General features: G+C 65.6%; 26 protein-coding genes. 10 read left to right on the plus strand and 16 right to left on the minus strand.

All coding sequences use genetic code 11. From position 1 onward, the window contains the following. Positions 1 to 26 precede the first annotated feature (26 nt). The 6 genes from ACTJKQ_RS11160 to ACTJKQ_RS11185 all read left to right on the plus strand — a co-directional run bounded on the left by ACTJKQ_RS11160 (position 27) and on the right by ACTJKQ_RS11185 (position 4,491). A complete protein-coding gene (locus tag ACTJKQ_RS11160) occupies positions 27 to 1,172 on the plus strand; it encodes a PepSY-associated TM helix domain-containing protein (protein WP_440596857.1) in 1,146 nt (381 codons plus the stop codon). Between the two features lie 35 nt (positions 1,173 to 1,207). Next, entirely contained in the window at positions 1,208 to 2,044 is an 837-nt protein-coding gene (locus tag ACTJKQ_RS11165; protein ID WP_440596858.1) for a hypothetical protein, read from the plus strand. Next, positions 2,041 to 2,409: a hypothetical protein gene (locus ACTJKQ_RS11170; protein ID WP_260668341.1), complete on the plus strand. Its 369-nt coding sequence runs from the start codon at positions 2,041 to 2,043 to the stop codon at positions 2,407 to 2,409. The genes ACTJKQ_RS11165 and ACTJKQ_RS11170 overlap by 4 nt, the downstream gene beginning before the upstream one ends. A 181-nt stretch (positions 2,410 to 2,590) precedes the next feature. After that, positions 2,591 to 3,238: a trimeric intracellular cation channel family protein gene (locus ACTJKQ_RS11175; protein ID WP_056066046.1), complete on the plus strand. Its 648-nt coding sequence runs from the start codon at positions 2,591 to 2,593 to the stop codon at positions 3,236 to 3,238. Between the two features lie 105 nt (positions 3,239 to 3,343). After that, the gene (locus tag ACTJKQ_RS11180; RefSeq protein WP_440596859.1) at positions 3,344 to 4,030 is read left to right on the plus strand and encodes a transglutaminase-like domain-containing protein; all 687 of its coding nucleotides are present in this window, start codon (positions 3,344 to 3,346) and stop codon (positions 4,028 to 4,030) included. Then, on the plus strand, positions 4,030 to 4,491 hold the full coding sequence (locus ACTJKQ_RS11185) for a PaaI family thioesterase (RefSeq protein ID WP_110960151.1): 462 nt from the start codon (positions 4,030 to 4,032) through the stop codon (positions 4,489 to 4,491). The genes ACTJKQ_RS11180 and ACTJKQ_RS11185 overlap by 1 nt, the downstream gene beginning before the upstream one ends. 75 nt (positions 4,492 to 4,566) lie before the next feature. Here the strand turns inward: ACTJKQ_RS11185 and ACTJKQ_RS11190 are convergent, their stop codons facing one another. Next, positions 4,567 to 5,454 (minus strand): LysR family transcriptional regulator, encoded by an 888-nt coding sequence (locus ACTJKQ_RS11190; protein WP_440596860.1) that lies wholly within the window; start codon positions 5,452 to 5,454, stop codon positions 4,567 to 4,569. 132 nt (positions 5,455 to 5,586) lie between these two features. Between ACTJKQ_RS11190 and ACTJKQ_RS11195 the strand changes: the two genes are divergently transcribed. Then, entirely contained in the window at positions 5,587 to 6,189 is a 603-nt protein-coding gene (locus tag ACTJKQ_RS11195) for a short chain dehydrogenase (protein WP_440596861.1), read from the plus strand. 98 nt (positions 6,190 to 6,287) lie between these two features. Here ACTJKQ_RS11195 and ACTJKQ_RS11200 read toward each other — a convergent pair whose 3' ends face one another. The 5 genes from ACTJKQ_RS11200 to ACTJKQ_RS11220 form a co-directional block, all read right to left on the minus strand. After that, positions 6,288 to 7,292, minus strand: coding sequence for a Bug family tripartite tricarboxylate transporter substrate binding protein (locus ACTJKQ_RS11200; protein WP_440596862.1), 1,005 nt, complete (start codon positions 7,290 to 7,292; stop codon positions 6,288 to 6,290). A 162-nt stretch (positions 7,293 to 7,454) separates the two neighbouring features. Beyond that, positions 7,455 to 8,198 carry an SDR family NAD(P)-dependent oxidoreductase gene (locus tag ACTJKQ_RS11205; RefSeq protein ID WP_440596863.1) on the minus strand — a complete coding sequence of 248 codons (744 nt, stop codon included), beginning with the start codon at positions 8,196 to 8,198 and terminating at the stop codon, positions 7,455 to 7,457. After that, entirely contained in the window at positions 8,195 to 9,406 is a 1,212-nt protein-coding gene (gene pcaF, locus ACTJKQ_RS11210) for a 3-oxoadipyl-CoA thiolase (protein WP_440596864.1), read from the minus strand. Before pcaF ends, ACTJKQ_RS11205 begins: the two co-directional genes overlap by 4 nt. Before the next feature lie 36 nt (positions 9,407 to 9,442). Beyond that, complete coding sequence (locus tag ACTJKQ_RS11215) at positions 9,443 to 10,093, minus strand: 3-oxoacid CoA-transferase subunit B (protein WP_440596865.1); 651 nt, start codon at positions 10,091 to 10,093, stop codon at positions 9,443 to 9,445. 29 nt (positions 10,094 to 10,122) lie between these two features. Beyond that, a complete protein-coding gene (locus ACTJKQ_RS11220) occupies positions 10,123 to 10,824 on the minus strand; it encodes a 3-oxoacid CoA-transferase subunit A (protein WP_440596866.1) in 702 nt (233 codons plus the stop codon). A 91-nt stretch (positions 10,825 to 10,915) separates the two neighbouring features. On the opposite strand from ACTJKQ_RS11220, the gene ACTJKQ_RS11225 reads away from it, so the two are divergent. Then, complete coding sequence (locus ACTJKQ_RS11225; RefSeq protein WP_440596867.1) at positions 10,916 to 11,716, plus strand: IclR family transcriptional regulator domain-containing protein; 801 nt, start codon at positions 10,916 to 10,918, stop codon at positions 11,714 to 11,716. Positions 11,717 to 11,855: 139 nt separating this feature from the next. Here ACTJKQ_RS11225 and ACTJKQ_RS11230 read toward each other — a convergent pair whose 3' ends face one another. Then, on the minus strand, positions 11,856 to 12,077 hold the full coding sequence (locus ACTJKQ_RS11230; RefSeq protein WP_199170782.1) for a hypothetical protein: 222 nt from the start codon (positions 12,075 to 12,077) through the stop codon (positions 11,856 to 11,858). Positions 12,078 to 12,284: 207 nt separating this feature from the next. Here ACTJKQ_RS11230 and ACTJKQ_RS11235 point away from each other — a divergent pair, with 207 nt between their 5' ends. Continuing rightward, positions 12,285 to 12,719, plus strand: a complete 435-nt coding sequence (locus tag ACTJKQ_RS11235; protein ID WP_056066079.1) for a DUF1841 family protein — start codon at positions 12,285 to 12,287, stop codon at positions 12,717 to 12,719. Positions 12,720 to 12,805: 86 nt separating this feature from the next. Here ACTJKQ_RS11235 and ACTJKQ_RS11240 read toward each other — a convergent pair whose 3' ends face one another. From ACTJKQ_RS11240 to ACTJKQ_RS11275, 8 genes are all read right to left on the minus strand, one after another. Further along, positions 12,806 to 13,681, minus strand: coding sequence for an isocitrate lyase/PEP mutase family protein (locus tag ACTJKQ_RS11240; protein WP_056066082.1), 876 nt, complete (start codon positions 13,679 to 13,681; stop codon positions 12,806 to 12,808). 11 nt (positions 13,682 to 13,692) lie between these two features. Beyond that, complete coding sequence (locus tag ACTJKQ_RS11245; RefSeq protein WP_056746832.1) at positions 13,693 to 14,901, minus strand: ABC transporter substrate-binding protein; 1,209 nt, start codon at positions 14,899 to 14,901, stop codon at positions 13,693 to 13,695. A 69-nt stretch (positions 14,902 to 14,970) separates the two neighbouring features. After that, complete coding sequence (locus tag ACTJKQ_RS11250; protein WP_056746833.1) at positions 14,971 to 15,711, minus strand: ABC transporter ATP-binding protein; 741 nt, start codon at positions 15,709 to 15,711, stop codon at positions 14,971 to 14,973. Beyond that, the gene (locus tag ACTJKQ_RS11255) at positions 15,695 to 16,552 is read right to left on the minus strand and encodes an ABC transporter ATP-binding protein (RefSeq protein WP_235511636.1); all 858 of its coding nucleotides are present in this window, start codon (positions 16,550 to 16,552) and stop codon (positions 15,695 to 15,697) included. Before ACTJKQ_RS11255 ends, ACTJKQ_RS11250 begins: the two co-directional genes overlap by 17 nt. After that, positions 16,549 to 17,520, minus strand: a complete 972-nt coding sequence (locus ACTJKQ_RS11260; protein WP_440596868.1) for a branched-chain amino acid ABC transporter permease — start codon at positions 17,518 to 17,520, stop codon at positions 16,549 to 16,551. Before ACTJKQ_RS11260 ends, ACTJKQ_RS11255 begins: the two co-directional genes overlap by 4 nt. 9 nt (positions 17,521 to 17,529) lie before the next feature. Beyond that, positions 17,530 to 18,393, minus strand: a complete 864-nt coding sequence (locus ACTJKQ_RS11265) for a branched-chain amino acid ABC transporter permease (RefSeq protein ID WP_056066095.1) — start codon at positions 18,391 to 18,393, stop codon at positions 17,530 to 17,532. 16 nt (positions 18,394 to 18,409) lie between these two features. Further along, positions 18,410 to 18,943, minus strand: a complete 534-nt coding sequence (locus ACTJKQ_RS11270) for a 3-isopropylmalate dehydratase (protein ID WP_056746835.1) — start codon at positions 18,941 to 18,943, stop codon at positions 18,410 to 18,412. Next, positions 18,940 to 20,208 carry a 3-isopropylmalate dehydratase large subunit gene (locus ACTJKQ_RS11275; protein ID WP_440596869.1) on the minus strand — a complete coding sequence of 423 codons (1,269 nt, stop codon included), beginning with the start codon at positions 20,206 to 20,208 and terminating at the stop codon, positions 18,940 to 18,942. The genes ACTJKQ_RS11270 and ACTJKQ_RS11275 overlap by 4 nt, the downstream gene beginning before the upstream one ends. Positions 20,209 to 20,354: 146 nt before the next feature. Between ACTJKQ_RS11275 and ACTJKQ_RS11280 the strand changes: the two genes are divergently transcribed. Continuing rightward, the gene (locus ACTJKQ_RS11280; RefSeq protein ID WP_440596870.1) at positions 20,355 to 21,188 is read left to right on the plus strand and encodes an IclR family transcriptional regulator; all 834 of its coding nucleotides are present in this window, start codon (positions 20,355 to 20,357) and stop codon (positions 21,186 to 21,188) included. Positions 21,189 to 21,199: 11 nt separating this feature from the next. Here the strand turns inward: ACTJKQ_RS11280 and ACTJKQ_RS11285 are convergent, their stop codons facing one another. Beyond that, the gene (locus tag ACTJKQ_RS11285) at positions 21,200 to 22,462 is read right to left on the minus strand and encodes a putative Na+/H+ antiporter (protein WP_440596871.1); all 1,263 of its coding nucleotides are present in this window, start codon (positions 22,460 to 22,462) and stop codon (positions 21,200 to 21,202) included. Positions 22,463 to 22,498: the final 36 nt, after the last annotated feature.

Below are 22,498 nucleotides of genomic sequence, written 5' to 3' on the forward strand. Positions count from 1 at the left end.
CGCCCCTACCCCGCCGCCCACACGCCATGACCAGCCAGCGCACGCTCAACCGCCTCTTCACCCTGCACTCCTGGGCGGGCATCGTCACGGGGTTGCTGCTGTTCATCGTGTGCTTTTCGGGCGCGGTGGTGGTGTTCAAGAACGAGATCGACCTCTGGGCCAACCCTTCACTGGCCAAGCTGCCACGCTCCGAAAAGCCGGCCTCGCTCGACGCGGTGCTCACGCAGCTGCAGACCCGCTACCCAAGCGCGACGGTGGAGACCATCGCGCTGCCCGATGCCGTCAACCCCAGCTACTTCGCGTTCGTGCGCGAGCGCGGCGCGCCTGCCAACGCCCGCACCAAGGTGGCCTTGCGCTCCGACACCGGCACGGTGGTGGGCCCGGTGGACAGCCAGCTCGGCCAGTACCTGCGCATGCTGCATGTGTTTTTGTTCTTCGGGCCGCGCTGGATCGTGGGGTTCCTCGGCGCGGCGATGCTGGTGCTGATTGCCACCGGCATCGTCATCCACCGCAAGATCCTGGCCGAGCTGTTCACCCAGCGCTGGGGCCGCAGCTTTCGCGTGGTGATGTCGGACCTGCACAAGTCCGCCGGCATCTGGGGGCTGGGCTTTCACATCCTGATCGCCACCACCGGCGCGTGGATGGGCCTGGCGCCGCTGTTCGAGCAGGGCTACAAGTTCATCACCACCCCTGCCGCAATGGCGCCCTCTCAGCCCGTGCGCAAGGCCGAGGGCAGCGAGCCTGCGCCCATGCAGTCGCTGGATGCGATGTATGCCACCGCACAGCAGGCCGTGCCGGGGCTGGAGGCGCGCTATGTGTCGCTGCGCCGCTGGGGCACGGGCACCGCCGAGGCAGGTTTCACCGGCAACCTGAGCGGCCACCTGGCCAGCACCGCGCGGGTGGACATCCATGCCGTCACGGGCGTTCCCAAGAAGGTGCACGACCCACGCACGGCGGGCTTCTGGTCGCTGGTCAACAGCCTGATGGAGCCACTGCACTTTGGCGACTTTGGCGGGCTGGCGCTCAAGTGGCTGTATTTTTTTCTGGGCATGACCCCGGCGTTTTTGTCGATCTCGGGCACGCTGATCTGGCTGGATGCGCGCCAGCAGCGCAGGCGCGAGGCCGACGCGGCACATCCGGCGTCCGCAGGCAACGCCATCGCGGCGGGCTGACGGGCACCAGCCCCCCCTTCCACACCACACCCACCATGCAACGTTTCTTTCTGGCCCTGCATGCCACCGTGCCCGCCGCGCTCCTCGTGGCGGTGTTCGTACACCTGTGGGGACCTGCGGGCTTGGCCCCGCTGGCGCAGCGGCCCGTGTGGACGGTGTGGGTGCTCATTGCCGTGTGGCTGCTGATGTCGGCCCTGGCCGCGTGGGCGCTGCGCACGCTGGCGCTGTGGCGGGTGGCGCTGGGCAGCACCGGGGCGCTGTTGGCTGTGGCGGCGCTCACCGGCCTGGCACTCGGTAGCGCCCTGGCACCGGCCATGGCCCTGGGCCTTGCGGCCACGGGTCTGGCCTGTGCGGGCGTGGCGGCGTTCATGGGCCCGCAGCGGGTGCAGCAGGTTCATCGGCGCCGGGGGAGCCGCCCGTCCATTGCTGTCATCCCGGCGGCACCACGGCATGTGGTGTCCCACACGGGCCGCCCCTGGCCGTTGGCACCGCTGGCGCACCTGCCCTTCTGGCTTTGCGCGGCGCTGGCGGTGGAGTCATTCCGTCTGGCGCACATCGTGGCGGTTGAGCCCGCTCGATCGGCCGGCATGCTGGGCCTGCTGCTGTCGTTTTTTGTCGGGTTGCCTGCGGCCACGGTGCGCACCTGGGCGCCCCGCACCAGCGCCCTGCTGTGGCTGCTGGCAGGGCTGGCCTGTGCCGGCCTGGCAGCCAAGGCCGGGCTGCAGCAAGGCTGGGTGGCTGCCATGCTCTGCACGGCAGCAGCCTGCAGCAGCGTGCGGCCGCTGCACCACCGGCTGGGGGCCCGGGGCCTGGGCCATCGCAGCCGCACCCGTCACACCCCGCGCCACCCACAGCCCTCGGAGACCGCATGAACGAACTGCTGGGCATTGCCGCCGCCTTGGCCTCGCTGGTGGCACTGGCCTGCTGGGCCCGCACAGTGCCCACCCGTGCGTGGGGCGATGACACACCCACGGGGGCGGCGCGATGGCGCGCCAAGGCGGTGGCGCTGGGCACCTTGCTGTTGCAGACCACCACCGCCAGCCTGGCTGCTGGCTGGGTCGCCGGTGTGGCCCTGGTGCTGGCCGCATGGATGGTGCTGGGCTGGTTGCTGGTGCTGGCCATGAACCTGTGGCCCCAGGCCAGCCAGCGCTGGGCACTGCGGCTGGGGGGACTGGGCCTGGGCGGATGTGTGCTGGCGCTGGTGGCCTGCGCATTGGGCGAGGGCCTGCTGCGCTGAGTGGACGCAGACGAGTGCTGCACCGGGACCTGACGGAGCCCACCGGGCATACACAACGCCCATCTGCACATTTTTTGCTAAAAATGCGCTCAAGCGCTACTGATTCATACCTCAATAGCTATCAAATAGATAGCAATTAACCCCCCATGGAATCGCCAGCGACCACGGCACAATCGTCGCCATGGATTCACTGATCATCAACGCCCCCTGGGTGCACACCCTGCGCTTTGTGCTGGAAGTGGCCGCCACCGTGGCTTTCGCACTGTCGGGCGTGATGGCCGCCGCGCGCAAGCGGCTGGATGCCGTGGGCGTGTGTGTGGTGGCCTTCGTGGCCGCGTTTGGCGGGGGCACGCTGCGCGATTTGCTGCTGGACCAGCGGCCCTTTTTCTGGATTCGCCACACCGAGTTTGTGTGGGGCATTCTGGCGCTGTGCATCGGCGCCATGCTGTTCATGCGCCAACGGCACTTTGAGCCCACCGAGCGCGCCATGCTGCTGCCCGACGCCATCGGCCTGGGCCTGTTTGCCGCTGTGGGCGTTGACATTGCCACCGCCGTCGGCATGCCACCCATCATCAGCGTGATGATGGGCGTGACCACCGGCGTGTTTGGCGGTGTGCTGCGCGACGTGCTGTGCAACGAGGTGCCCCAGGCCTTCAGCGACCACCGCCCCTATGCGCTGTGCGCGTTTGCGGGCGGCTGGGCCGACGTGGCCCTGCGCCAGATGCAGGCTCCCGACTGGGCGCCGCTGGTGGTCTGCGTGCTGCTCACCGCCGGGCTGCGCGGGCTGGCGGTGTGGCGCAACTGGGAGCTGCCCGCATGGCGGGTGTGACCAAGGCATCCAGCCCTGGCGCAGCAAGGCTGGCGCACCTGTGACAGCATCGGGTGCCCGAGGCCCGCACACTGGCCTCCGTCCGACTGCAGGAGACACACAACAATGACCACCGCACCCACGCCCGCACACCTGCGTGCCACGGCCCTTATCGACAGCGACGCACCTTCGATCCAGGCCTTTGCTGCCCAACACGCGCGTGGCGCCACCGACCGCGAACGCGCGGTGGCCCTGTACCTGGCCGTGCGCGATGGTTTCCGCTACGACCCCTACCGCATCGACCTGTCGCCCCAGGGCATGACGGCCAGCACCGTGCTGGCCAACGGCTATGGCTGGTGCGTGCCCAAGGCCGCGCTGCTGACGGCCGCATGCCGTGCGGCGGGCATCCCGGCGCGCATGGGATTTGCCGATGTGCGCAACCACCTGAGCACCGAGCGCATGCGCGAGACCATGAAGACCGACCTCTTCATCTGGCATGGCTATACCGACATCTGGCTGGATGGCGCCTGGCGCAAGGCCACACCCGCCTTCAACATCGAGCTGTGCGAGCGCTTTGGCCTGCTGCCGCTGGAGTTCGACGGCGAGAACGATTCCATCTACCACCCGTTCGACCGGTCGGGCGCACGCCACATGGAATACGTGCACCAGCGCGGCGCGTTTGACGACATGCCGCTCGCGCAGATCGTGGCCGACTTTCGCACGGTGTACGGCGGCTGGCTGCAGGGTGACGCCACCCGCAGCAGCCTGCAGGACGCCAGTTTTGCCAACGACATTGAAAAGGAAGCCCGCTGATGACGCACGCCCCCGAGAACGCCACCACCGCCCCCATCCCCGCAGGTTTTGCGCCGCTGGTGGCCGGGGGCCCTTACATCCAGCACAACGGCCCGCTGTATGTGCTGCACCAGGGCAACGTGGTGAAGTTCGGCTTTCGCGTAGAGCCGCGCCACACCAACCCCATGGGCAACCTGCACGGCGGCATGATGGCCACGTTCTGCGACATGCTGGTGCCGCTGTCGGTACACCGCAAAAGCGACCAGGTGTCGGACCGCTTCTTGCCCACCATCAGCCTGCAGATCGACTACCTGGCCCCCGCCCCGCTGGGCGCCTGGGTGGAGGGCGAGGCCGAGCCGCTGCGCATCACACGCTCGCTGGTGTTTGCGCAAGGGCTGGTCACAGCTGATGGCGTGCCCTGCGCGCGGGTGAGCGGCGTGTTCAAGATCGGGCCCGTGGCGCCCCGCGACGCCGTGGAGTGAGCGACCCTGGGCATCACGCCCAAGGCCCCAGGTCTCCAGCTGCACGCCCCGGCGCACAAGCCTGACCCGCAGCACTCAGGCTGCGCCCAGCGCGCCCACCACATGCTCCACAAACCGCGCCAGCTTGGGCAGTTGCCGCCGGTCGGGCGCATACACCAGGTGCATCGGGCGCGGCACGGGCAGGCAGTGCTGCATCACCGGCACCAGCACGCCACTGGCCAGGTCGTCGGCCAGTAGCACCTCGGGTTGCATGATCAGGCCCAGGCCGCGCAACGCCGCCTGGCGCAGGCCATCGCCCTGGTTGCACACAAAGCGCGCGTTCTCGGGCCAGAAGAAATCCTCGTTGCCGTCGCGCAATGTCCATTCCACCCGGCGCTGCCACACCGAGTGGCTGAGGCACTGGTGGCGCGCCAGGTCGGCCGCGCGTTCGGGCGTGCCGTGGCGCTGCAGGTACGCGGGTGCGGCAGCAATCACCATGCGGTAGGGGCGCAGCGGGCGCGCCACCAGGCCCTCGTTCACCACCTGGCCAATGCGCACGGCCACGTCAAAGCCCTCGCCTGCCAGGTCCACCACGCTGTCGGTGAGCTGCAGGTCCACACGCACCTGGTCGTGGCGCTGCAGAAAGTCGGCCACCAGCGGCGCGATCACGTGGTTGCCCAGCGTGAAGGGCGCGCTCACCCGCAGCAGGCCCTGCGGCACGGCGCGGCTGCGCTCCACGGCGGACTCGGCCCAGCGCACCTGCTCCAGCACACGTTTGCTGTCGTCGTAGAACGCGGCGCCCACCTCGGTCAGGCTGTTCTGGCGCGTGCTGCGCTGGAACAGGCGCGCGCCCAGGTGGTTCTCCAGCTGCTGGATGTGCTTGCCCACCATCACGGCGGAGATCTGCAGCTGGCGCGCGGCAGCGGCAAAGCTGCCGGCCTCCACCACGGCCACCATGACTTCCATATTGCGCAGCTTGTCCATGACAACTCCCTCAATTCCTAATCAATGGTTAGCACAAGCATAACTTGCATGTACTTTATATTCCGATTGATTAGTAAAAGAATCGGGCTGTCAGTTCCTCATCAACCCTTTTTGACACCCAAGGAAAACACCATGTCCAAGATTCTTCTCATCGGCGCGAGCGGCACCATCGGCCAGGCCGTGCTGGCCAACCTCGGCGCACGCCACGACGTGATCACCGTGGGCCGCAGCAGCGGCACGCACCGTGCGGACTTCTCGCAGCCAGGCGCGGTTGCCCAACTGTTCGAGGCCGTGGGCAAAGTTGATGCCATCGTGAGCACCGCAGGCAACCTGCACTTTGGCCCGCTGGCGGAAATGACGGCCGAGCAGTTCAACCTGGGCCTGCAGGACAAATTGCTGGGCCAGGTGCAGCTGGCGCTGGTCGGCCAGAAGTATTTGAACGATGGCGGCTCCATCACTCTGACGGCGGGCATCCTGTCGATTGAGCCCATCCGCAACGGCGCCAGCGCCACGGCCGTGAACGCGGCCATCGAAGGTTTTGTGGCTGCCGCCGCCATCGAGCTGCCGCGCGGCCTGCGCATCAACGCCATCAGCCCCACGGTGCTGACCGAGTCGATGGGCAGCTACGGGCCGTTCTTCCCGGGGTTCGAGCCGGTGCCCGCCGCACGCGCGGCGCTGGCCTACCAGCGCAGCGTGGAAGGCGCGCAGACGGGGCGTGTGTACCGGGTGCAGTGATCCCGCCGACCCGAATGTGAAACGAAAATAGCTGCTACCGCCCGATGCATGAGCGGTAGCAGCTATCAATCTGGTAGCCGCAAAAATCTCGACTGCGCTTAGTCCAGGCTCGCCCCAGACTCCTTCACGACCTTGCCCCACTTGACGGACTCGGCCTGGATGAAGGCAGCAAACTGCTCGGGCGTTTCGCTGTACGTCTCGGCACCCTGCTCGTTGATCTTCTTCTTCACCTCGGCCTGGTTCAGCACCTTCACCAGTGCGGTATTGAGCTTGGCCAGCACCGGCGCAGGCGTTCCGGCGGGCGCAAACATGCCAAACCACGAGGTGGCTTCATAGCCGGGCACGCCGGCTTCGGCGATGGTCGGCACATTGGGCAACTCGGGCGAGCGCTTGGCCGTGGTCACGGCAATGGGCACCAGCTTGCCACTGCGCACGTGTTGAATGGCCGAGGGCATGTTGTCGAACATGATGCCGATCTGGTTGCCCAGCAGGTCGGTCACAGCGGGTGCGCTGCCCTTGTAGGGCACATGCACCATGTCCACCTTGGCCAGGCTCTTGAACAGCTCGCCCGACAGGTGGATGGAGCTGCCGTTGCCCGAGGAGCCAAAGTTGACCTTGCCGGGGTTGGCCTTCGCGTAGGCGATCAGCTCCTTCACCGTCTTGTAGGGCTGTGCCGGGTTGGCCACCAGCAGGTTCGGCACGTTGGCCACGCGCGTCAGTGGTGCAAAGTCCTTGATGGGGTCGAACGGCATCTTCTTGTACAGGCTGGCGTTGATGGCGTGGGTGCCCACGGTGCCCATGAAGAGTGTGTAGCCATCTGCCGGGGCCTTGGCCGCCATGGCCCCGCCGATGTTGCCGCCCGCGCCCGCGCGGTTGTCCACGATGACCGACTGGCCCAGCTCCGCGGTCAGCGCCTGGCCAATGATGCGGGCCAGGATGTCGGTGGTGCCACCTGCTGCAAAGGGCACGACGATAGTGACGGGCTTGGTCGGATAAGCCTGGGCGAGCGCAGCACTGCTGCCCAGCAGGCCGATACCAGCGAGGGCGGTGACTGCAGCGGCCGACAGCGCGAAGCGGCGGGTGGCGTGGATGGAACGGGTCATGGTTTGTCTCCTTCAAGAAGGTGGATGAATGAATGGGTCGGTGCCACCAGCGCCGCGTGGGCCCGCGTCTGGCCGCGCCGTGGCCTCAACCGGGCGCCGAGGCCTCCGGACGAGAACGGGGGGTGCCCCTTGCGGGGCGGCAAGGAAGATCAGTTCAGGTTGCTAGACAGGCGCCACTCCCAGCGTGGTGCCTCCGCACACGTACAACACCTGCCCGGTCACGAAACCGTTGTCGGGCGAGAGGAAAAACAGCGCTGCACGCGCCACGTCATCGGGCGTGCCCATGCGGCCCACGGCAATGCTGCTCAGGATGCGCTGCGTTTGCGGCGCACCGTCGGGGTTGCTCTGGCGGAACAGCTCGGTGGCGATGGGCCCAGGGCCGATGGCGTTGACGGTGATGCCGTCACGCCCCAGCTCCATGGCCAGCGTGCGTGTCATGCCGATCATTCCAGCCTTGGTAGCGGAGTAGACGATGCGCTCGCCCTTACCCAAAGCGGCGCGCGACGACATGTTGACGATGCGGCCCTGCCCGCTGGCGCGCAGCGTGGGCAGAAAAGCCTGCACCAGCAGCATGGGCGCACGCAGGTGCAGGCCAACCACGTCATCCAGCTGCGAGGTGGTCGCGGTGTCAATGGTGCCGGGGCGCGTGGCACCCGCGTTGTTCACCAGCGCCGTGACGTTGTGCTTGGCCGCAATCTCGGCAGCGCGCTCACGGGTCGAGGCTTCGTCGGTCAGGTCGCCCTGGTACGAGGTGAGTTGCGGGTGGCTCCAGGTGGGCAGCACGTAGTCCAGGTTGACCACGGCGTGGCCCTGGGACAGCACGGCTTCGGCAATCGCGCGGCCGATGCCGTTGCTGGCACCCGTGATGACGGTGACCGGTGTCGGGTTGCGTTCAATCACGGTCACACGCGCTCCAGGATCACGGCAATGCCCTGACCCACGCCGATGCACATGGTGCACAGCGCGTACTTCCCGGCGTGTTCGTGCAGGCGGTTGACGGCAGTGGTGACCAGGCGCGCGCCGCTGGCGCCTAGCGGGTGGCCCAGCGCGATGGCGCCGCCCCAGGCGTTCACGCGGGCATCGTCGTCCTTGAGGCCCAGCGCGCGCAGCACGGCCAGGCCTTGCGCGGCAAAGGCTTCGTTCAGTTCGATCACGTCCATGTGGTCGATGGTCAGGCCCGTCTGCGCCAGCACCTTCAGGGTGGCAGGCGTGGGGCCAAAGCCCATGATGCGCGGCGCCACACCGGCTACGGCCATGCCCACCACGCGGGCGCGGGGCTTGAGGCCATATTTGGCAGCATTGGCTTCATCGGCCAGCAGCAGCGCACAGGCGCCGTCGTTCACGCCGCTGGCGTTGCCCGCCGTCACCGTGCCATCGGGCCGCACCACGCCCTTGAGCTTGGCCAGCGCTTCGATGCTGGTCTCACGCGGGTGCTCGTCCTGGCTCACGATGATCGCGTCGCCCTTCTTTTGCGGGATGTGCACCGGCACGATCTCGCGCGCCAGATGGCCGGCCTTGATGGCGGCCACGGCGTTGAGCTGGCTGCGCAGGGCCATCTGGTCCTGGGCTTCGCGCTCAATCTTGAAGTCCGTCGCCACGTTCTCGGCGGTTTCGGGCATGGAGTCCACACCGTACTTTTCCTTCATCAGCTTGTTGACAAAGCGCCAGCCAATCGTCGTGTCATACACCGCGTTGTTACGGCTGAAGGCCGACTCTGCCTTGGGCATGACGAAGGGGGCGCGGCTCATGCTCTCCACACCGCCCGCGATCATCAGACCTGCCTCGCCCGCCTTGATCGCGCGCGCTGCGGTGCCCACGGCATCGAGCCCCGAACCGCACAGGCGGTTGATGGTGGCGCCGGCCACTTCGATGGGCAGGCCCGCCAGCAGGCTGCTCATGTGGGCCACGTTGCGGTTGTCTTCACCGGCCTGGTTGGCGCAGCCGTAGAGCACGTCGGTCACGGCCGCCCAGTCCACGCCGGGGTTGCGCTCCATCAGCGCCTTGATGGGGATGGCACCCAGGTCGTCGGTGCGCACGCTGGAGAGCGCGCCGCCGTAGCGGCCAAAGGGGGTGCGGATGGCGTCGCAGATGAAGGCTTGGCGTTGTGTGCTCATGGTTTTGTCTCCTCGTTGCTTGGGGGGTGGATTCGTTCAGGCGGCGGGTCGGATGGGCAGGCCCACCAGTTGCTCCAGCTCGGCCACCGTCAGGCCGGGCACGGTGTCGATAAGCTGCAGCCCGGTGGGCGTGCAGGCCAGTGTGCACAGATCGGTGTAGATGCGCTTCACGCACGCGACACCGGTGAGCGGGTAGGTGCACTGCGTCACGATCTTGCTCGCGCCCTGCTTGGTCAGCAGATCCATCATCACCCAGGTCTGCTTGGCGCCGATGGCCAGGTCCATCGCGCCGCCCACGGCGGGGATGGCGCCGGGCTCGCCCGTGCTCCAATTGGCCAGGTCGCCCGTGGCGCTGACCTGGAAGGCGCCCAGCACGCAGATGTCGAGGTGCCCGCCGCGCATCATCGCGAAGCTGTCGGCGTGGTGGAAGTACGCACCGCCGGGCAGCAGCGTGACGGGCTGCTTGCCCGCGTTGATCAGGTCATAGTCCTCCAGCCCCGCAGCGGGCGCAGGGCCCATGCCCAGGATGCCGTTTTCGCTTTGCAGGATGACCTCGCGGCCTGCCGGGATGTGGTTGGCCACCAGGGTCGGCTGGCCGATGCCCAGGTTGACGTAGGCGCCGTCGTGGATGTCTTGCGCCACGCGTTTCGCCAGCTCGTCTTTACTACGCTTTTGATAGCTGCTCATGCTTATTCTTTCTGCGCCTGGGGCCGATATCACGCGAATTTCTTGAATCCGCCCGCCTGCGTGGCTGTGCGGTCGATCTTCACCACATGCGTCACATAGATGCCCGGGGTGACGATGGCTTCCGGGTCCAGCGCGCCCAGCTCCACCACCTCGTGCACGGTGGCAATCGTGGTCTTGGCAGCCGTGGCCATCACGGGGCCAAAGTTGCGCGCCGACATGCGGTAGGTGAGGTTGCCCCAGCGGTCGCCCTTCTCGGCCTTGACCAGGGCCACATCGCCGTGGATGGGGTGTTCGAGCACGTAGTGTTTGCCGTTGATCTCGCGCGTTTCCTTGCCTGCAGCCAATTCGGTGCCATAGGCCGTGGGACAGAAAAAGGCGCCGATGCCCGCGCCCGCAGCACGCAGGCGCTCGGCCAGATTGCCCTGGGGCACCAGTTCCAGCTCCAGCTTGCCGCTGCGGTACAGGTCATCGAACACATGGCTGTCCACCTGGCGCGGAAAGCTGCAGATGATCTTGCGCACCTGCCCGGCCTTGAGCAGCGCGGCCAGGCCCTGGTCCGCATTGCCTGCGTTGTTGTTGACCACCGTGAGGTCACGCGCCCCCTGGGCGATGAGGCCATCGATCAGCTCGCCCGGAATGCCGGCCGTGCCGAACCCACCTATCAACACCGTGGCACCATCCTTTACCCCCGCAAGGGCCTGGGCCACCGAGTCCGCCAGTTTGTTGATCATTGCAACGCTTTCTTGGTTTCTCTGTTGTCTCTTTGAAATTTGTTCGTATATAGAACAAATGTTCGCTTAAAGAATTATAGTTGGCATACGTATGAATTCCCAAACCCCTGAAGCCAAAGACCCCAAACCGAGCGACAGCTATGTGCAGTCGTTCGCGCGCGGGCTGGAGGTGATCCGCTCGTTCAGCACGGCCACGCCGCAGCAAACCTTGAGTGAAGTCGCCGCGCAGACAGGCCTCACGCGCGCCGGTGCGCGCCGCATCCTGCTCACGCTGCAGACGCTGGGTTATGTGGAGACGGACGGCAAGCTGTTTCGCCTGAGCCCGCGCATTCTGGATTTGGGGTTTGCGTACCTGTCCTCGCTGCCCATCTGGAACCTGGCCGAGCCGGTGATGGAAGACTTGGTGGAAGAGGTGCGCGAGTCGTCATCGGCCGCCGTGCTCGACGGCCTGGACATCGTCTATGTGCTGCGCGTGCCCACCCACAAGATCATGCGCACCACGCTGGGCGTGGGCTCGCGCCTGCCCGCGTGCTGGACGTCCATGGGCCGCATGCTGCTGGCCGGGTTGCCGGACGACGAACTGCAGGCCCGGCTGCAAGGCCACCCCATGCAGCGTTTTACCGAACACACCACCACCGATGTGGATGCACTGCTGGCCCACATCCGCCAAGCGCGGCAGCAGGGCTGGTGCCTGGTGAACCAGGAACTGGAAGAGGGATTGATATCGATTGCTGCGCCGCTGACCAACCGTACGGGGCAGACGGTGGCAGCGCTCAACATCAGCGGTCAGGCCAATCGCACGAGTGCGGCGGTGATGCAGGAGAGCCTGCTGCCCGCACTGCTGAGCGCGGCCCGGACCATCTCGCGCATGATGGGGGCGCCGAGGGGGTGACAGATAACGGCTGTCGGCAACCGGCACCAGAGATCACCCACCGCAACGAGCGGCCGGTGCTAAAGCTCCGATTTCCGTCTTACGTGGATAGGGCGAGAACCGGAGCCGCAACACCCGTCACTCGCCACGGTGGATGAAATCAGTTCTTGCGAAAGCCGAGCACCAGCACCACGCCGCCGAGAACCATCGCGCCCAGGCTCAACCATTGGGGGATATTCACGGATTCCTTTTCTTTCACGGTCAACTCCAGCGGACCGATCTTGGCCTGGGTGGTGTCCTTGGTAAAGCTAAACCCCCCGGTCAGAAACCCGGCAAGGCCCACCACCAACAACAGCACACCAACGATTCGCATTGCATTCATGACACTTCTCCCGATGCCGGGTTTGGAGGACTGCAGCAAAGTGGACCCGGCTCCCGACCCTTGCGCCAGCCCAATGTAGGTGCGCCGGCGCACAGCCTGCGTAGGACGCCGCCCCGGCGCGATGTAGCGGCCGGGCGCAATCCGCATCACCTCCCCCGCCTCCCCTCTGACGCCAGGCCCTTGCCCTGCGTGCTACCCTCACGCCCCATGTTCAGCCCCTCCCAAGCCGATGTGCGCCGCTTTCTGTGTGGTGTGCACGCCAAGACCCAGAGCGGCGCCCCCATGGAAGCCATCGAGACGCTGGCCAGCCTGTGGATCGCCGAGCACCCCGAGTACCACGCCGACCTGTCCGACGCCGATGCTGCCGTGGCCCGCAACTACGACGAAACACCGGGCCAGACCAATCCGTTTCTGCACCTGTCGATGCACCTGTCGATCAGCGAGCAATGCAGCATCGACCAGCCCCGTGGCATCCGCCAGGCGGTGGAGCTGCTGACGGCGCGGCTCGACTCGCTGCACGATGCCCACCACGCCGCCATGGACTGCCTGGGCGAGATGCTGTGGGAAAGCCAGCGCTCCGGCCGACCGCCTGATGGCAACGCCTACATCGCCGCCGTACAACGCCGCGCCACGCGCGATTGATCCAGTAAGCCCCTGAAAAAGCGACAAAGGCCAGTGCCCCATGGGCACTGGCCTTTGTTTTTTGTGGTGAAAGCCTTCAGGGACGATCAAGCCGTTTCGTAGTGCGCCTGGCGCTCTTCCATCGCCTTCCAGCCGATCACTTCCTTGAAGTCGGCCATGCTGGTCTGTCCGCAGGGCAAGCCGTCCACATCGCCCGTGCGGCGGGCCGACAGCGTGGCCAGGTTCTTCTGCAAGGCGTGCACCGTGCTCATCAGCGTGACCACCGGATAAGTCGCAAAAGCCGCCACCTCTTCGATCTGCGACCGCGTCAGGCGCGACATCCACAGCCCCTGCATGAGCTGCAGCGACAGGCGGCGGCCCGAGGCATTGCGCAAGCGCACCAGGTCTTCATAGCCCTTGAAAGTGCGCGAGATAGGCTGGATCAGGTCCGCCCCCGCCTCCGCAAAGCGCACGGCGCGCTCGATGGCCTCCTCGGGGTCGGCCACATCGGTGCGTGCGACGATGAGGAAGTCCGGGTCCTGGCGGGCATCCACCGCCGCCTTGATGCGCGCCACGGCATCGGGGATGGACACCACAGGAGTTACCGCCGCCGCCGCCGGGCAGCGCTTGGGGCTGATCTGGTCTTCGATCGAGATCGCGGCCACGCCCGCCTTCTCGAACTCGCGCACGGTGCGGGCCACGTTGATGACATTGCCGTAGCCGGTGTCGGCATCGGCAAACACAGGCTTTTTCACCACGTTGACGATGTGGTGCACCACCCCCACGTTTTCGCTGAGTGTGTAGACCTCCATGTCTGGCTGGCCCAGCAGCGATGCCGAGATGCCAAACCCCGTGGTGAAGATGCCGTCAAAGTCCGACTGGTCCACCAGCAGGGCCGAGAGGGCGTCCTGCGCACCGGCCATCCAGAAGGTAGGGCCCGACTGGATGCGCGCACGCAGCTGTTGTCGCAAGCTTGTTGTCATGGCGGGTGTCCTCAACGTTTCACGGGGTCGATGTAGCTGCCCATGGACACGAACTTCTGGTCCTTGAGCTCCATCAGCGCCACACCCGTCTGGCCGCGCCGCGCATAGCCACCGGCACTGACGGGCTGGAAGGTGATCTTGGGGCCGATCTTCTGGTCAAAGTCCTTCATGCCATCCAGCTCGGCCACCACCTTGGCGCGGCTCGGTTCGGCGCCGGTGCGCTTCAAGGCCTCGACCGTCACAGCGGCCGACGAATAGCCCATGAGCGCCATCGAGGTGGGAGCCGACTTGGGATACAGCTTGGTGTAGCGCTGGAAGAACGACTGGATGGCTGGGTTGTTGCCATCCACCGCGTCGTAGTAAGAGGCCACATACAGCTTGGACTGCGTCTTGCCCAGCAGCTCGATGAACTTGGGGTCGTTGAGCCCCCCTGCACCAAACACCGTGGGCTTCCAGCCCAGCTTTTCGGCACCGCGGAAGAACTGCACCGCCTCCTGGCCCAGCGCGTAGACGATGACCACGTCCGGCTCAGCCTGCTTGAGTTTGAAGACCTGCGAGGTCAGGTCGGTCGCAAAGCGCTCAAAGGTCTGCGCCTCCACCAGCTTCATGCCGTGCTTTTCCATGCGCTGCACCGCAATGTCGTAGGCCGGTTTGCCCCAGCCGTCGTTCTGGTAGAGCATTGCGATTTTCTTGGCCTTGAGCACCTCCACCGCGTGGTCGATGTAGGCCGCAGTCTCGGTGGACTGGGGCGATGGCAGCACGTACAGCAGGTCGCGTGGTGGGTTGGAGGTCAGGTCGGAGATGCTCAGCGCGCCAATGGTGGGCACCTTCTTGGTGGAGCTGTATTCGTAGGCGCTGATGTTGGTGGCGTGGCCGATGTTGCCCACCATGGCAAACACCTTGTCGCGCTCGACCAGGAGCTTGGCATTGGCCACTGACTTGGCGGGCTTGAGTTCATCGTCATAGGTGATGAGCTTGATCTTGCGGCCATTGACGCCGCCCTGCTCGTTGACCATGTCGAAGTAGGTGCGCATGCCTTCGTCCACGGCCTTGCCCATGTAGGCCAGCGTGCCGGACAACGGCTGTGACGAGCCGAGCACGATCTCCTGGGTCAGCACGCCCTCTTCCTTGTTCTCAAAGGCATGCGCGCCCAGGGTGGCGGCCATCAGACTGGCAGCTGCTGCGGCCAGCAGGGTGCGGCGGGGAGTGAGGTGGGTCATGGTTTGTCTCCTGTGTTTATCGGTGGGAAGGGAACATGGGGGAAGGAACTTGCAAAGCCGAGCCTGCGGTCAGCCGCCCAGGTAGGCACGGCGGATGTCTTCGTTGCCTGCCAGCTCGGCGGCCGGGCCTTGCATCACGACACGGCCGGTCTCGATGACATAGCCTTCGTCGGAGATGTCGAGCGCGATGTCTGCGTCCTGCTCCACGATCAGCAGCGTGAGGTTTTCGCGGTCGCGGATGTCGCGCAGCGTCTCGAAGATCGCATCCTTCAGGATCGGCGCCACGCCCATGGAGGGCTCATCCAGCATCAGCAGGCGCGGTTTGGCCAGCAGGCCCCGGGCAATGGCAAGCATCTGCTGCTCGCCGCCCGACAGCGTGCCGGCGCGGGATGTGATGCGTTCCTTGAGCCGGGGGAAATAACCCAGCACCCGGTCGATGTCGTCGCGCACCTCGGCGGCTGGGCGGGTGTATCCACCCAGCACCAGGTTGTCGCGCACGGTGAGTTGCGCAAACACCATGCGGCCTTGCGGCACATGGGCAATCCCTCGGCGCACCAGCGCTTCGGCGGGCACGTTGGCGATGGACTGGCCGTCAAAAATGGCTTGCCCGTCACTGACGGGCAGCAGCCCCGAGAGTGCACGCATCAGCGTGGTCTTGCCCGCGCCGTTGGCGCCCAGCACACACACGATGCGGGCCTGCGGTACGCGTAGGCTCACCCCGTGCAGCGCGCGGATCTTGCCGTAGCCCGCGCTCAGGTTGTCCACGCTCAGCAGTGCGGGCGCACTGGATGGTTCAACGCCGTTTGCCACTCTTGCCTCCTCCGAGATACGCCTCAACCACGGCGGGATGGTTTTCGATCTCCCTGGGGGAGCCCTGCGCCAGGAAGGCGCCGTTGTGCATCACGGTGATCGTGTCCGAGATGGACATCACCAGCGGCATGCTGTGCTCGATGAGCAGCAGGGTCGCTTGCGTGCTGGCCTGCAGCCGCTTGAGTGTTTCGCCCAGGGCATCGATCTCACGGTTGTTCATGCCCGCTGCAGGCTCGTCCAGCAGCATCAGGCGTGGCTCCAGCGCCATGGCACGGGCCAGCTCCACCAGCTTCTGCGTGCCATAAGGCAAGTCGCGCACCACCGCATGGGCATGGGCTTGCAGGTTGAGCTTCTCCAGCACGGCCTCCACACGCTCACGTTCCTCGCGCTCCTCACGGCGCTGACGTGGCAGGCCCAGCAGGGCTTCCACCAGCGTGGCGCGCATGGCCATCGACCGTGCAATCAGCACGTTGTCAAACACGGTCAGTTCGGCAAAAAGCTCCAGGTTCTGGAAGGTGCGGGCAATGCCCAGGCGCGCCACCTGGTGCGCCTTGCAGCCCAGCAATTCCACGTCACCTGCGGCCGTGCGATACCGCATGGAGCCTTGCTGGGGCGTGTAGAAGCGGCTGATGCAATTGAGCATCGTCGTCTTGCCGGCGCCGTTAGGCCCGATCAATGCGTGCACCGTGCCGGGCATCACGTCGAAGCTCACGTCCTGCACGGCCACAATGCCGCCAAACGCCATGCGCACGCCCTGAATGCTGAGCAATGGGGCTGCCCGACCGGGTGCTGCCGACACAGTCGCCTGCAACGGCAATGTCTTGTCGTCCAAAACTCTCATCGCGCCACCCCGCTTTGCGCCGCATCTGCGCCGGGCAGGCGCTTGCGCTTGAAGAGGCTGGCCAGCCCGTCGGGCAGGAACATCAGCGCCAGGATCATGGCCACGCCGTACAGCGCGCGCTGGAACTGATCAAACCCCAGGTAGGTAAGCAACTGCGGCGCACCGATGACGAACACCGCCCCCAGCACCGAGCCCAGGATGGAGCCCAGACCGCCCACGATGACCATCGAGACGAAGCTGATCGACACCATGATGCTGAACAGCGATGGGTCGATGAAGCGCACCAGCGGTGCATACAACGCACCCGACAGGCCGGTGTAGAAGGCACAGACGCCAAACGCCACCAGCTTGAGCGCCGTGGTGTTCAGGCCCAGAGCGCGAGCTGCTGTCTCGCTGCCCTTGATGGCCAGAAAGCCACGCCCAAACCGGCTGCGCGCCAGGTTGCGCGCCACCCACAGCGCCCCCGCCAGCACCACGGCGGTGAACACGTGGTACGCGCGCTCGTCCAGCGCCCAGCCGAACAGCGTGGGGCCGGGCGCGCCCATGCCGTTCTCGCCGCCCGACATGTCGCCGCTGGACTTGGCGATCTCGACCGAGATCATCACGAAACCCAGCGTGGCAATCGCCAGGAACACCTCCTCCAGCCGCAGGACGGGGAGCGCCAGCAGCAAGCCCACCACGGTGGCGATGCTGGCTGCAATGAACATCGACAGCACCAGCGGCACACCAAAGTGCGTGGTCAGGATGGCCGAGCCATAAGCACCGATGCCGAAGAACACGGCACCCGCCATGGAGATCAGGTTGGTGTAACCCGTGAGGATGTTGGTGCCAAACGAGGCCAGCGTGTAGATGATGACGAGCGTGAAGATGTACAGCACGTAGCCACCGGGAACGAGCGGCGCCAGCACGAAGGCCAGCACGAACAGCAGCGGGCCGAGCCAGGGGTATGCTTCAAAGACTTTGGTCATGGCGGCTCCTTAGACCTTCTTGATCTGGGCGCGGGCCAGCAGACCGTGGGGGCGCAGGATCAGGATGACCAGCATCACGATGAAAGGCACCGCGTCCTTCCAGGCCGAGGACACATAGGCGCCCGTGAGGTTCGACGACACGCCGATGATCACGCCGCCCAGCAGCGCGCCCGGCATGCTGCCAATGCCGCCCAATACCGCGGCGGCGAACGCGAAGTGCAGGGCATGCTGCATCATCGAAAAGTGCACAAAAGTCAGCGGCGCAATCAGCAAGCCCGCCGTGGCGGCGATCACGTGCGACAGCGCCCAGGCCAGCGCATAGATGCGCTTGATCGGAATGCCCATGAGGCGCGCAGCCGTGGGGTTTTCCATCGTGGCCTGCATGGCGATGCCCAGCCGCGTGAAGCGAAAGAACGCAAACAGCAAACCTGCCAGCGTGGCGCATACGGCCACGATGCCCAGGTCGATGCCCGAAACGATCACACCGCCGATGTCGATGGGGGCAGCCGGGAAGATGCTGGGCAGCTCCTGCGTGTCCTTGCCCCATACCCAGATGGCCAGGTCGCCAAACACCAGGAACAGGCCCAGTGTGCAGATCGCAGACGACAGCAGTGCCTTGCCGATGAAGCGGCGGATGATGAACCGTTCGATCGCCATGCCCAGCGCCGCGCCAAACAACAGCGTGAGCGGCACCACCGCCCACAGCGGCAGGCCCAGCTTGAACAGTGTGTAGGCCACAAAGGCCGAGAGCATGGCCGCTTCGCCATGCGCGAAGTTGAGGATGCCCGTCGCCTTGAACACCATCACGATGCCCAGGGCGATGAGCCCGTAGATGGCGCCCAGGGCGACGCCGCTCACAATCATCTGCAACATGGTGCGCTCCTGCCCGTCATGTCGCCGCAGCTGCAGCACGCTCGCGCGCCAGCCGGGCTTTGAGATACGGCGTGAACCCGCCCGCCTCGATGGTGGCGCGCTCGGTGGACGACCAGGGCTCGAACGGCAGCGCCTGGCCCGTGCGCTCGTTGACGACCACACCGCGCTCCCAGTCCACGCGCAGCGTGTCCCAGCGCTGCGTGGCGGCACGGATGCCCGGGCAGGTGATCAGCGGGAAGCCCATGCTGATCTCCCCCCGAAAGAAGCCGGGCGAGAAAGACTCGGCGATCACGCCAGCCACCCCGAGGTGGCGCATGGCGCGCATGGCCGGGTAATGCGGGTGGCCATAGCCAAAGTTCTGGCCGCCCACCAGCACATCACCTTTGGAGACGGATTGGGCAAAGCCAGGGTCGTAACTGGTCATGGTGACCGCCGCCAGTTCATTGATGTCGGTGATCTTGATGTTCTTGATGCCAACAATCAGGTCGATGTCGTAGTCGTCTTCGGTGAAGACCCAGGCCGCGCGGCCATGCAAGGTGGGCAATGTCATGCTGCACTCCCTTCGGTGTTGGCGAGGTAGGGCCGGGGGTCGGTGATGCAGCCTTCCAGGGCCGATGCCGCCACCACGGCAGCGTTGCAGATGAAAATTTCGGAGTCGGCACTGCCCATGCGGCCGGGCGTGTTGAGCGTGCCAGTGGACACAGCGCGCTGGCCATCGGTCATGGTGGCAATGCGGCCATAGCAATAGTCACAGCTCGACGAGCTGATGAACGCGCCTGCATCCACCAGGGTGGAGATCAGGCCTTCGCTGGCGGCCTGCGACATGATGGCCTGGGAGGTGGGCACCACATGCAGCTGGAACCCCGGCTTGATCTTGCGGCCCTTGAGCACCTGGGCGGCAATGCGCAGGTCCTCCAGGCGGCCGCTGGCGCAGCTGCCCAGGTAACCCATGTGCACTTCCAGGCCTGCGTATTCGGTCAGGTCCCGGGTATTGGCGGGGCTGGGTGGCGCCACCACGATGGGCGCAAGGTCGCTCACATCCACGGTCACCACACGGTCGTAGTGCGCATCGGCATCGGGGTAGACCGGGTCCAGGGCGATCTTGGAGCGGCCCTTGGCGTGTCCCAGCGTCTTGGCATCGGGGGCAATCAGCATCGTGGTCGCGCCCAGGAACATGGCCTGGCCGCAGATCGTCTGGCGGCCCTCAATGCTCATGGCGTCGATCACGGGGCCGCACAGCTCCACCACCTTGAAGCGGCAGGACGATGGTCCCATCACCCGCACCAGGTGGTGGAAGATGTCGCGCGCCATCACACCGGGCTGCACTGTGCCGGTGACTTCGATCTTGACCGTGCCCGGCACCACGAGCGCCATGCGCTCGGAGACAAAGGTCTCCAGCACACTCTTGCGCGCTCCAATGGCCAACGTGCCGAACGCACCCAGCTGGCTCACATGCCCGTCGAAATGCACCGCAAATGCACCCGGCGTGGCGTAGCCCAGCTCGGCCGACACCTGGTGGCCAATGCCCTCGCGCTCGTGCACGGGCACGCCTTGCTCCTTGCCCCAGGCGCGGGTGACCTTGTGCAGCTCTTCCTCCTTGGGGGCGGCGGCCGGGACCATGTGGTCGATGAACAGCACAAAGCGCTCGGGGCTGGGCACCTTGTCCACACCGAAGTCCTCCTTGGCCTCCTTGAAGAACACATCCGTGTAGCCCGGAAAGTCATAGGCAATCACGAAATCCGGCCTGGCCAGGATCTCGTCGCCCGCCCGGACCGCAGGCACCCCTGCAACCCGGGCGAGGATCTTTTCAGTCATCGTGTAAGACATGTGGCTTCACCCAGTTATCCACTATGTGGAAGTTGAAAAATCGTTTGATTACTTATTAAAAAATCAAACGACAGCTCAATCGCCTGGGTAAACCCTAGATTGCCCACTATGTGGATACAAACTACAAAGACAATATGAATAAAGACACCATAGCAGTCCCATCAGAGACAAATAAACCGCCACATAGTGGAAACTCGAAAACAGGAACTCAAAGCATCGAACGTGTCGTGCAGATGCTCCGTATCGTGGCGTCTCGTGGCAAAGGTGGCATGCGCATCGGCGAGATCGCCGCCACCAGCAGCCTGCCGCAGTCCACTTGCTTTCGCATGCTTCACCGGCTGCAGGCCGAAGGCCTGGTGGACCGGGACGCCCACACACGCAAGTACTACCTGGGCCCGCTGCTGTACGAGCTGGGATTGCTCGCACGCCCCCGCTACCGGCTGTCGGAGCTGTGCGACAGCGCGCTGCAAAAGCTGGCCGAAGTCACCCAGGACACCATCTACCTGAGCGAACGCAGCGGCCTGGAGGCCGTGTGCACCCACCGCGCACTGGGCGACTACCCCATCAAATCGCTGGCGCTGGACGTGGGCATTCGCCGCCCGCTGGGCGTGGGTGCGGGCGGGCTTGCGATCCTGTGCGCACTGCCCCCCGACGAGGCCGAATCCATCATCGATGCCAACGCGCCCAAATACGAAAAGTACGGATTCGTCACAGCCCCCTACCTGCGCGAGGCGATCAAGGTGGGACGCGAGAAGGGCTATGCGTTTCTGGACAGCGTGGTCACACCAGGTACAGCAGCCATCGGTATCGCTTTTCCGCCAGACAACCCGATCGCCGCCATCAGCGTGGCCGCGATCTCGGGGCGGCTGGAGTCGCACCGGCGCGACGAGGTGGCCCGGCTCATGCGCCCGCAGATCCGCGCCATCTGCGAGGCCATGACCAGCCAGGCGGTGCTGGCAGATCGCTGACCGCCCATCAACTACAACACCCGAAACGCCATCACCGCCACCAGCGTGGGCGGCAAGGCCCCCAGCAGCAGGCCCAGTGGGTTGATGACACCGTCCGAGAACTTCTCCTTCAGGATGGATGCCCCGGCCGGGTTGGGCGCATTGGCAATCACCGTCAGGCCGCCCCCCGTGACGGCGCCCGCCACCAGAGCCACCTTGAACTCGTCACTCAGGCCTTCGACCAGCGATCCCAGGTAGGTCAGCGCAGCGTTGTCGGTGAACGCGGTGAGCGCAGCGGCGCCAAAAAACACAGCGTTGGCATCCATCTTCATGAGCACGGGCTGCAGCCACCATTGCTGCAAGCCGCCCAGCACCACCAGCCCAGCCAGGAAGAACGCCACCAGCAGCGCCTCGCGCAGGATCAGCGGACTTTGGTAGCGCTGGTACGCCGTGGTGAACCCCATGAAGAACAGGAACAGGCCCATGAACACAGCGGGATGGTGGGCAAACACTACCACCAGCACCAGGAAGGCAAGGTGCACGCCCGTCACGGTCCACGGCATGGGGGACTCGGAGGCGGGCATCTTACGGCCCATGTGGCCCAACTGGTTGCGGAAGATCAGCATCGCGATGGCCGCATTGACGAGCACGGCCACCGCCGCCTTCCAGCCGAAGTTGGATAGCATGAACCAGATGTCCCAGTTCCACTTGGCAGCCACCATCAGCACGGGCGGCGCCGCAAAGGAAGTGAGCGTTCCACCAATCGAGATGTTCACGAACAGCACACCGATGGTCGAATACTTGAGTCGGCTGGAGATGGGGTGGGAGAACAGCATGTCCCGCAGCATCAACGCGGCCAGCGTCATCGCCGCAGGTTCGGTGATGAACGACCCGAGCAGCGGCACGAACGCCAGCACCACAAAATACATGGCCATGCCGCGCTGTACCGGCAACAAAGCGGCAAGCGCCCGGACAAGAGCCCCAGACAGCTCCAGGATAGGCCGCGTGGCGGCGATCACCATGATCGCGAACACGAACAGTGGCTCGGTGAAATTGCGCGAATCCAAGTAGGCGGTGGCCTCCTGCTTGCCGCTGATGGAGAACATGAACAGCATGAGCACCATCGCCCAGAAGCCGAACACGACTTCTACCTCGCCCAGCAGATGCCAGATGCCCGCGTGCCGGGGCTGCGTGTGCGCAAGGTGCTCGAAATACTTGGTGGAGAAGGTGTGAAGAATGGCCAGGCCGAACAGGACGGCACCAACCACCTGGATCAGGGTGGGGGAGGAGTTCATGGGTCGCAGAAAAGCCGCGCGGCGGCCCGACCAGCG

Origin of the sequence: Acidovorax sp. 22279 (genome assembly GCF_052045435.1) — a bacterium.
GTDB lineage: Bacteria > Pseudomonadota > Gammaproteobacteria > Burkholderiales > Burkholderiaceae_C > Acidovorax > Acidovorax delafieldii.

What these genes read in the sequence shown, in the direction of transcription:
- ACTJKQ_RS11160 (WP_440596857.1), top strand. Translation starts at nt 27, where the DNA reads ATGACCAGCCAGCGCACGCTCAACCGCCTCTTCACCCTGCACTCCTGG.
- ACTJKQ_RS11165 (WP_440596858.1), top strand. Translation starts at nt 1,208, where the DNA reads ATGCAACGTTTCTTTCTGGCCCTGCATGCCACCGTGCCCGCCGCGCTC.
- ACTJKQ_RS11170 (WP_260668341.1), top strand. Translation starts at nt 2,041, where the DNA reads ATGAACGAACTGCTGGGCATTGCCGCCGCCTTGGCCTCGCTGGTGGCA.
- ACTJKQ_RS11175 (WP_056066046.1), top strand. Translation starts at nt 2,591, where the DNA reads ATGGATTCACTGATCATCAACGCCCCCTGGGTGCACACCCTGCGCTTT.
- ACTJKQ_RS11180 (WP_440596859.1), top strand. Translation starts at nt 3,344, where the DNA reads ATGACCACCGCACCCACGCCCGCACACCTGCGTGCCACGGCCCTTATC.
- ACTJKQ_RS11185 (WP_110960151.1), top strand. Translation starts at nt 4,030, where the DNA reads ATGACGCACGCCCCCGAGAACGCCACCACCGCCCCCATCCCCGCAGGT.
- ACTJKQ_RS11190 (WP_440596860.1), bottom strand. Translation starts at nt 5,454, where the DNA reads ATGGACAAGCTGCGCAATATGGAAGTCATGGTGGCCGTGGTGGAGGCC.
- ACTJKQ_RS11195 (WP_440596861.1), top strand. Translation starts at nt 5,587, where the DNA reads ATGTCCAAGATTCTTCTCATCGGCGCGAGCGGCACCATCGGCCAGGCC.
- ACTJKQ_RS11200 (WP_440596862.1), bottom strand. Translation starts at nt 7,292, where the DNA reads ATGACCCGTTCCATCCACGCCACCCGCCGCTTCGCGCTGTCGGCCGCT.
- pcaF (WP_440596864.1), bottom strand. Translation starts at nt 9,406, where the DNA reads ATGAGCACACAACGCCAAGCCTTCATCTGCGACGCCATCCGCACCCCC.
- ACTJKQ_RS11215 (WP_440596865.1), bottom strand. Translation starts at nt 10,093, where the DNA reads ATGAGCAGCTATCAAAAGCGTAGTAAAGACGAGCTGGCGAAACGCGTG.
- ACTJKQ_RS11220 (WP_440596866.1), bottom strand. Translation starts at nt 10,824, where the DNA reads ATGATCAACAAACTGGCGGACTCGGTGGCCCAGGCCCTTGCGGGGGTA.
- ACTJKQ_RS11225 (WP_440596867.1), top strand. Translation starts at nt 10,916, where the DNA reads ATGAATTCCCAAACCCCTGAAGCCAAAGACCCCAAACCGAGCGACAGC.
- ACTJKQ_RS11230 (WP_199170782.1), bottom strand. Translation starts at nt 12,077, where the DNA reads ATGAATGCAATGCGAATCGTTGGTGTGCTGTTGTTGGTGGTGGGCCTT.
- ACTJKQ_RS11235 (WP_056066079.1), top strand. Translation starts at nt 12,285, where the DNA reads ATGTTCAGCCCCTCCCAAGCCGATGTGCGCCGCTTTCTGTGTGGTGTG.
- ACTJKQ_RS11240 (WP_056066082.1), bottom strand. Translation starts at nt 13,681, where the DNA reads ATGACAACAAGCTTGCGACAACAGCTGCGTGCGCGCATCCAGTCGGGC.
- ACTJKQ_RS11245 (WP_056746832.1), bottom strand. Translation starts at nt 14,901, where the DNA reads ATGACCCACCTCACTCCCCGCCGCACCCTGCTGGCCGCAGCAGCTGCC.
- ACTJKQ_RS11255 (WP_235511636.1), bottom strand. Translation starts at nt 16,552, where the DNA reads ATGAGAGTTTTGGACGACAAGACATTGCCGTTGCAGGCGACTGTGTCG.
- ACTJKQ_RS11260 (WP_440596868.1), bottom strand. Translation starts at nt 17,520, where the DNA reads ATGACCAAAGTCTTTGAAGCATACCCCTGGCTCGGCCCGCTGCTGTTC.
- ACTJKQ_RS11265 (WP_056066095.1), bottom strand. Translation starts at nt 18,393, where the DNA reads ATGTTGCAGATGATTGTGAGCGGCGTCGCCCTGGGCGCCATCTACGGG.
- ACTJKQ_RS11270 (WP_056746835.1), bottom strand. Translation starts at nt 18,943, where the DNA reads ATGACATTGCCCACCTTGCATGGCCGCGCGGCCTGGGTCTTCACCGAA.
- ACTJKQ_RS11275 (WP_440596869.1), bottom strand. Translation starts at nt 20,208, where the DNA reads ATGACTGAAAAGATCCTCGCCCGGGTTGCAGGGGTGCCTGCGGTCCGG.
- ACTJKQ_RS11280 (WP_440596870.1), top strand. Translation starts at nt 20,355, where the DNA reads ATGAATAAAGACACCATAGCAGTCCCATCAGAGACAAATAAACCGCCA.
- ACTJKQ_RS11285 (WP_440596871.1), bottom strand. Translation starts at nt 22,462, where the DNA reads ATGAACTCCTCCCCCACCCTGATCCAGGTGGTTGGTGCCGTCCTGTTC.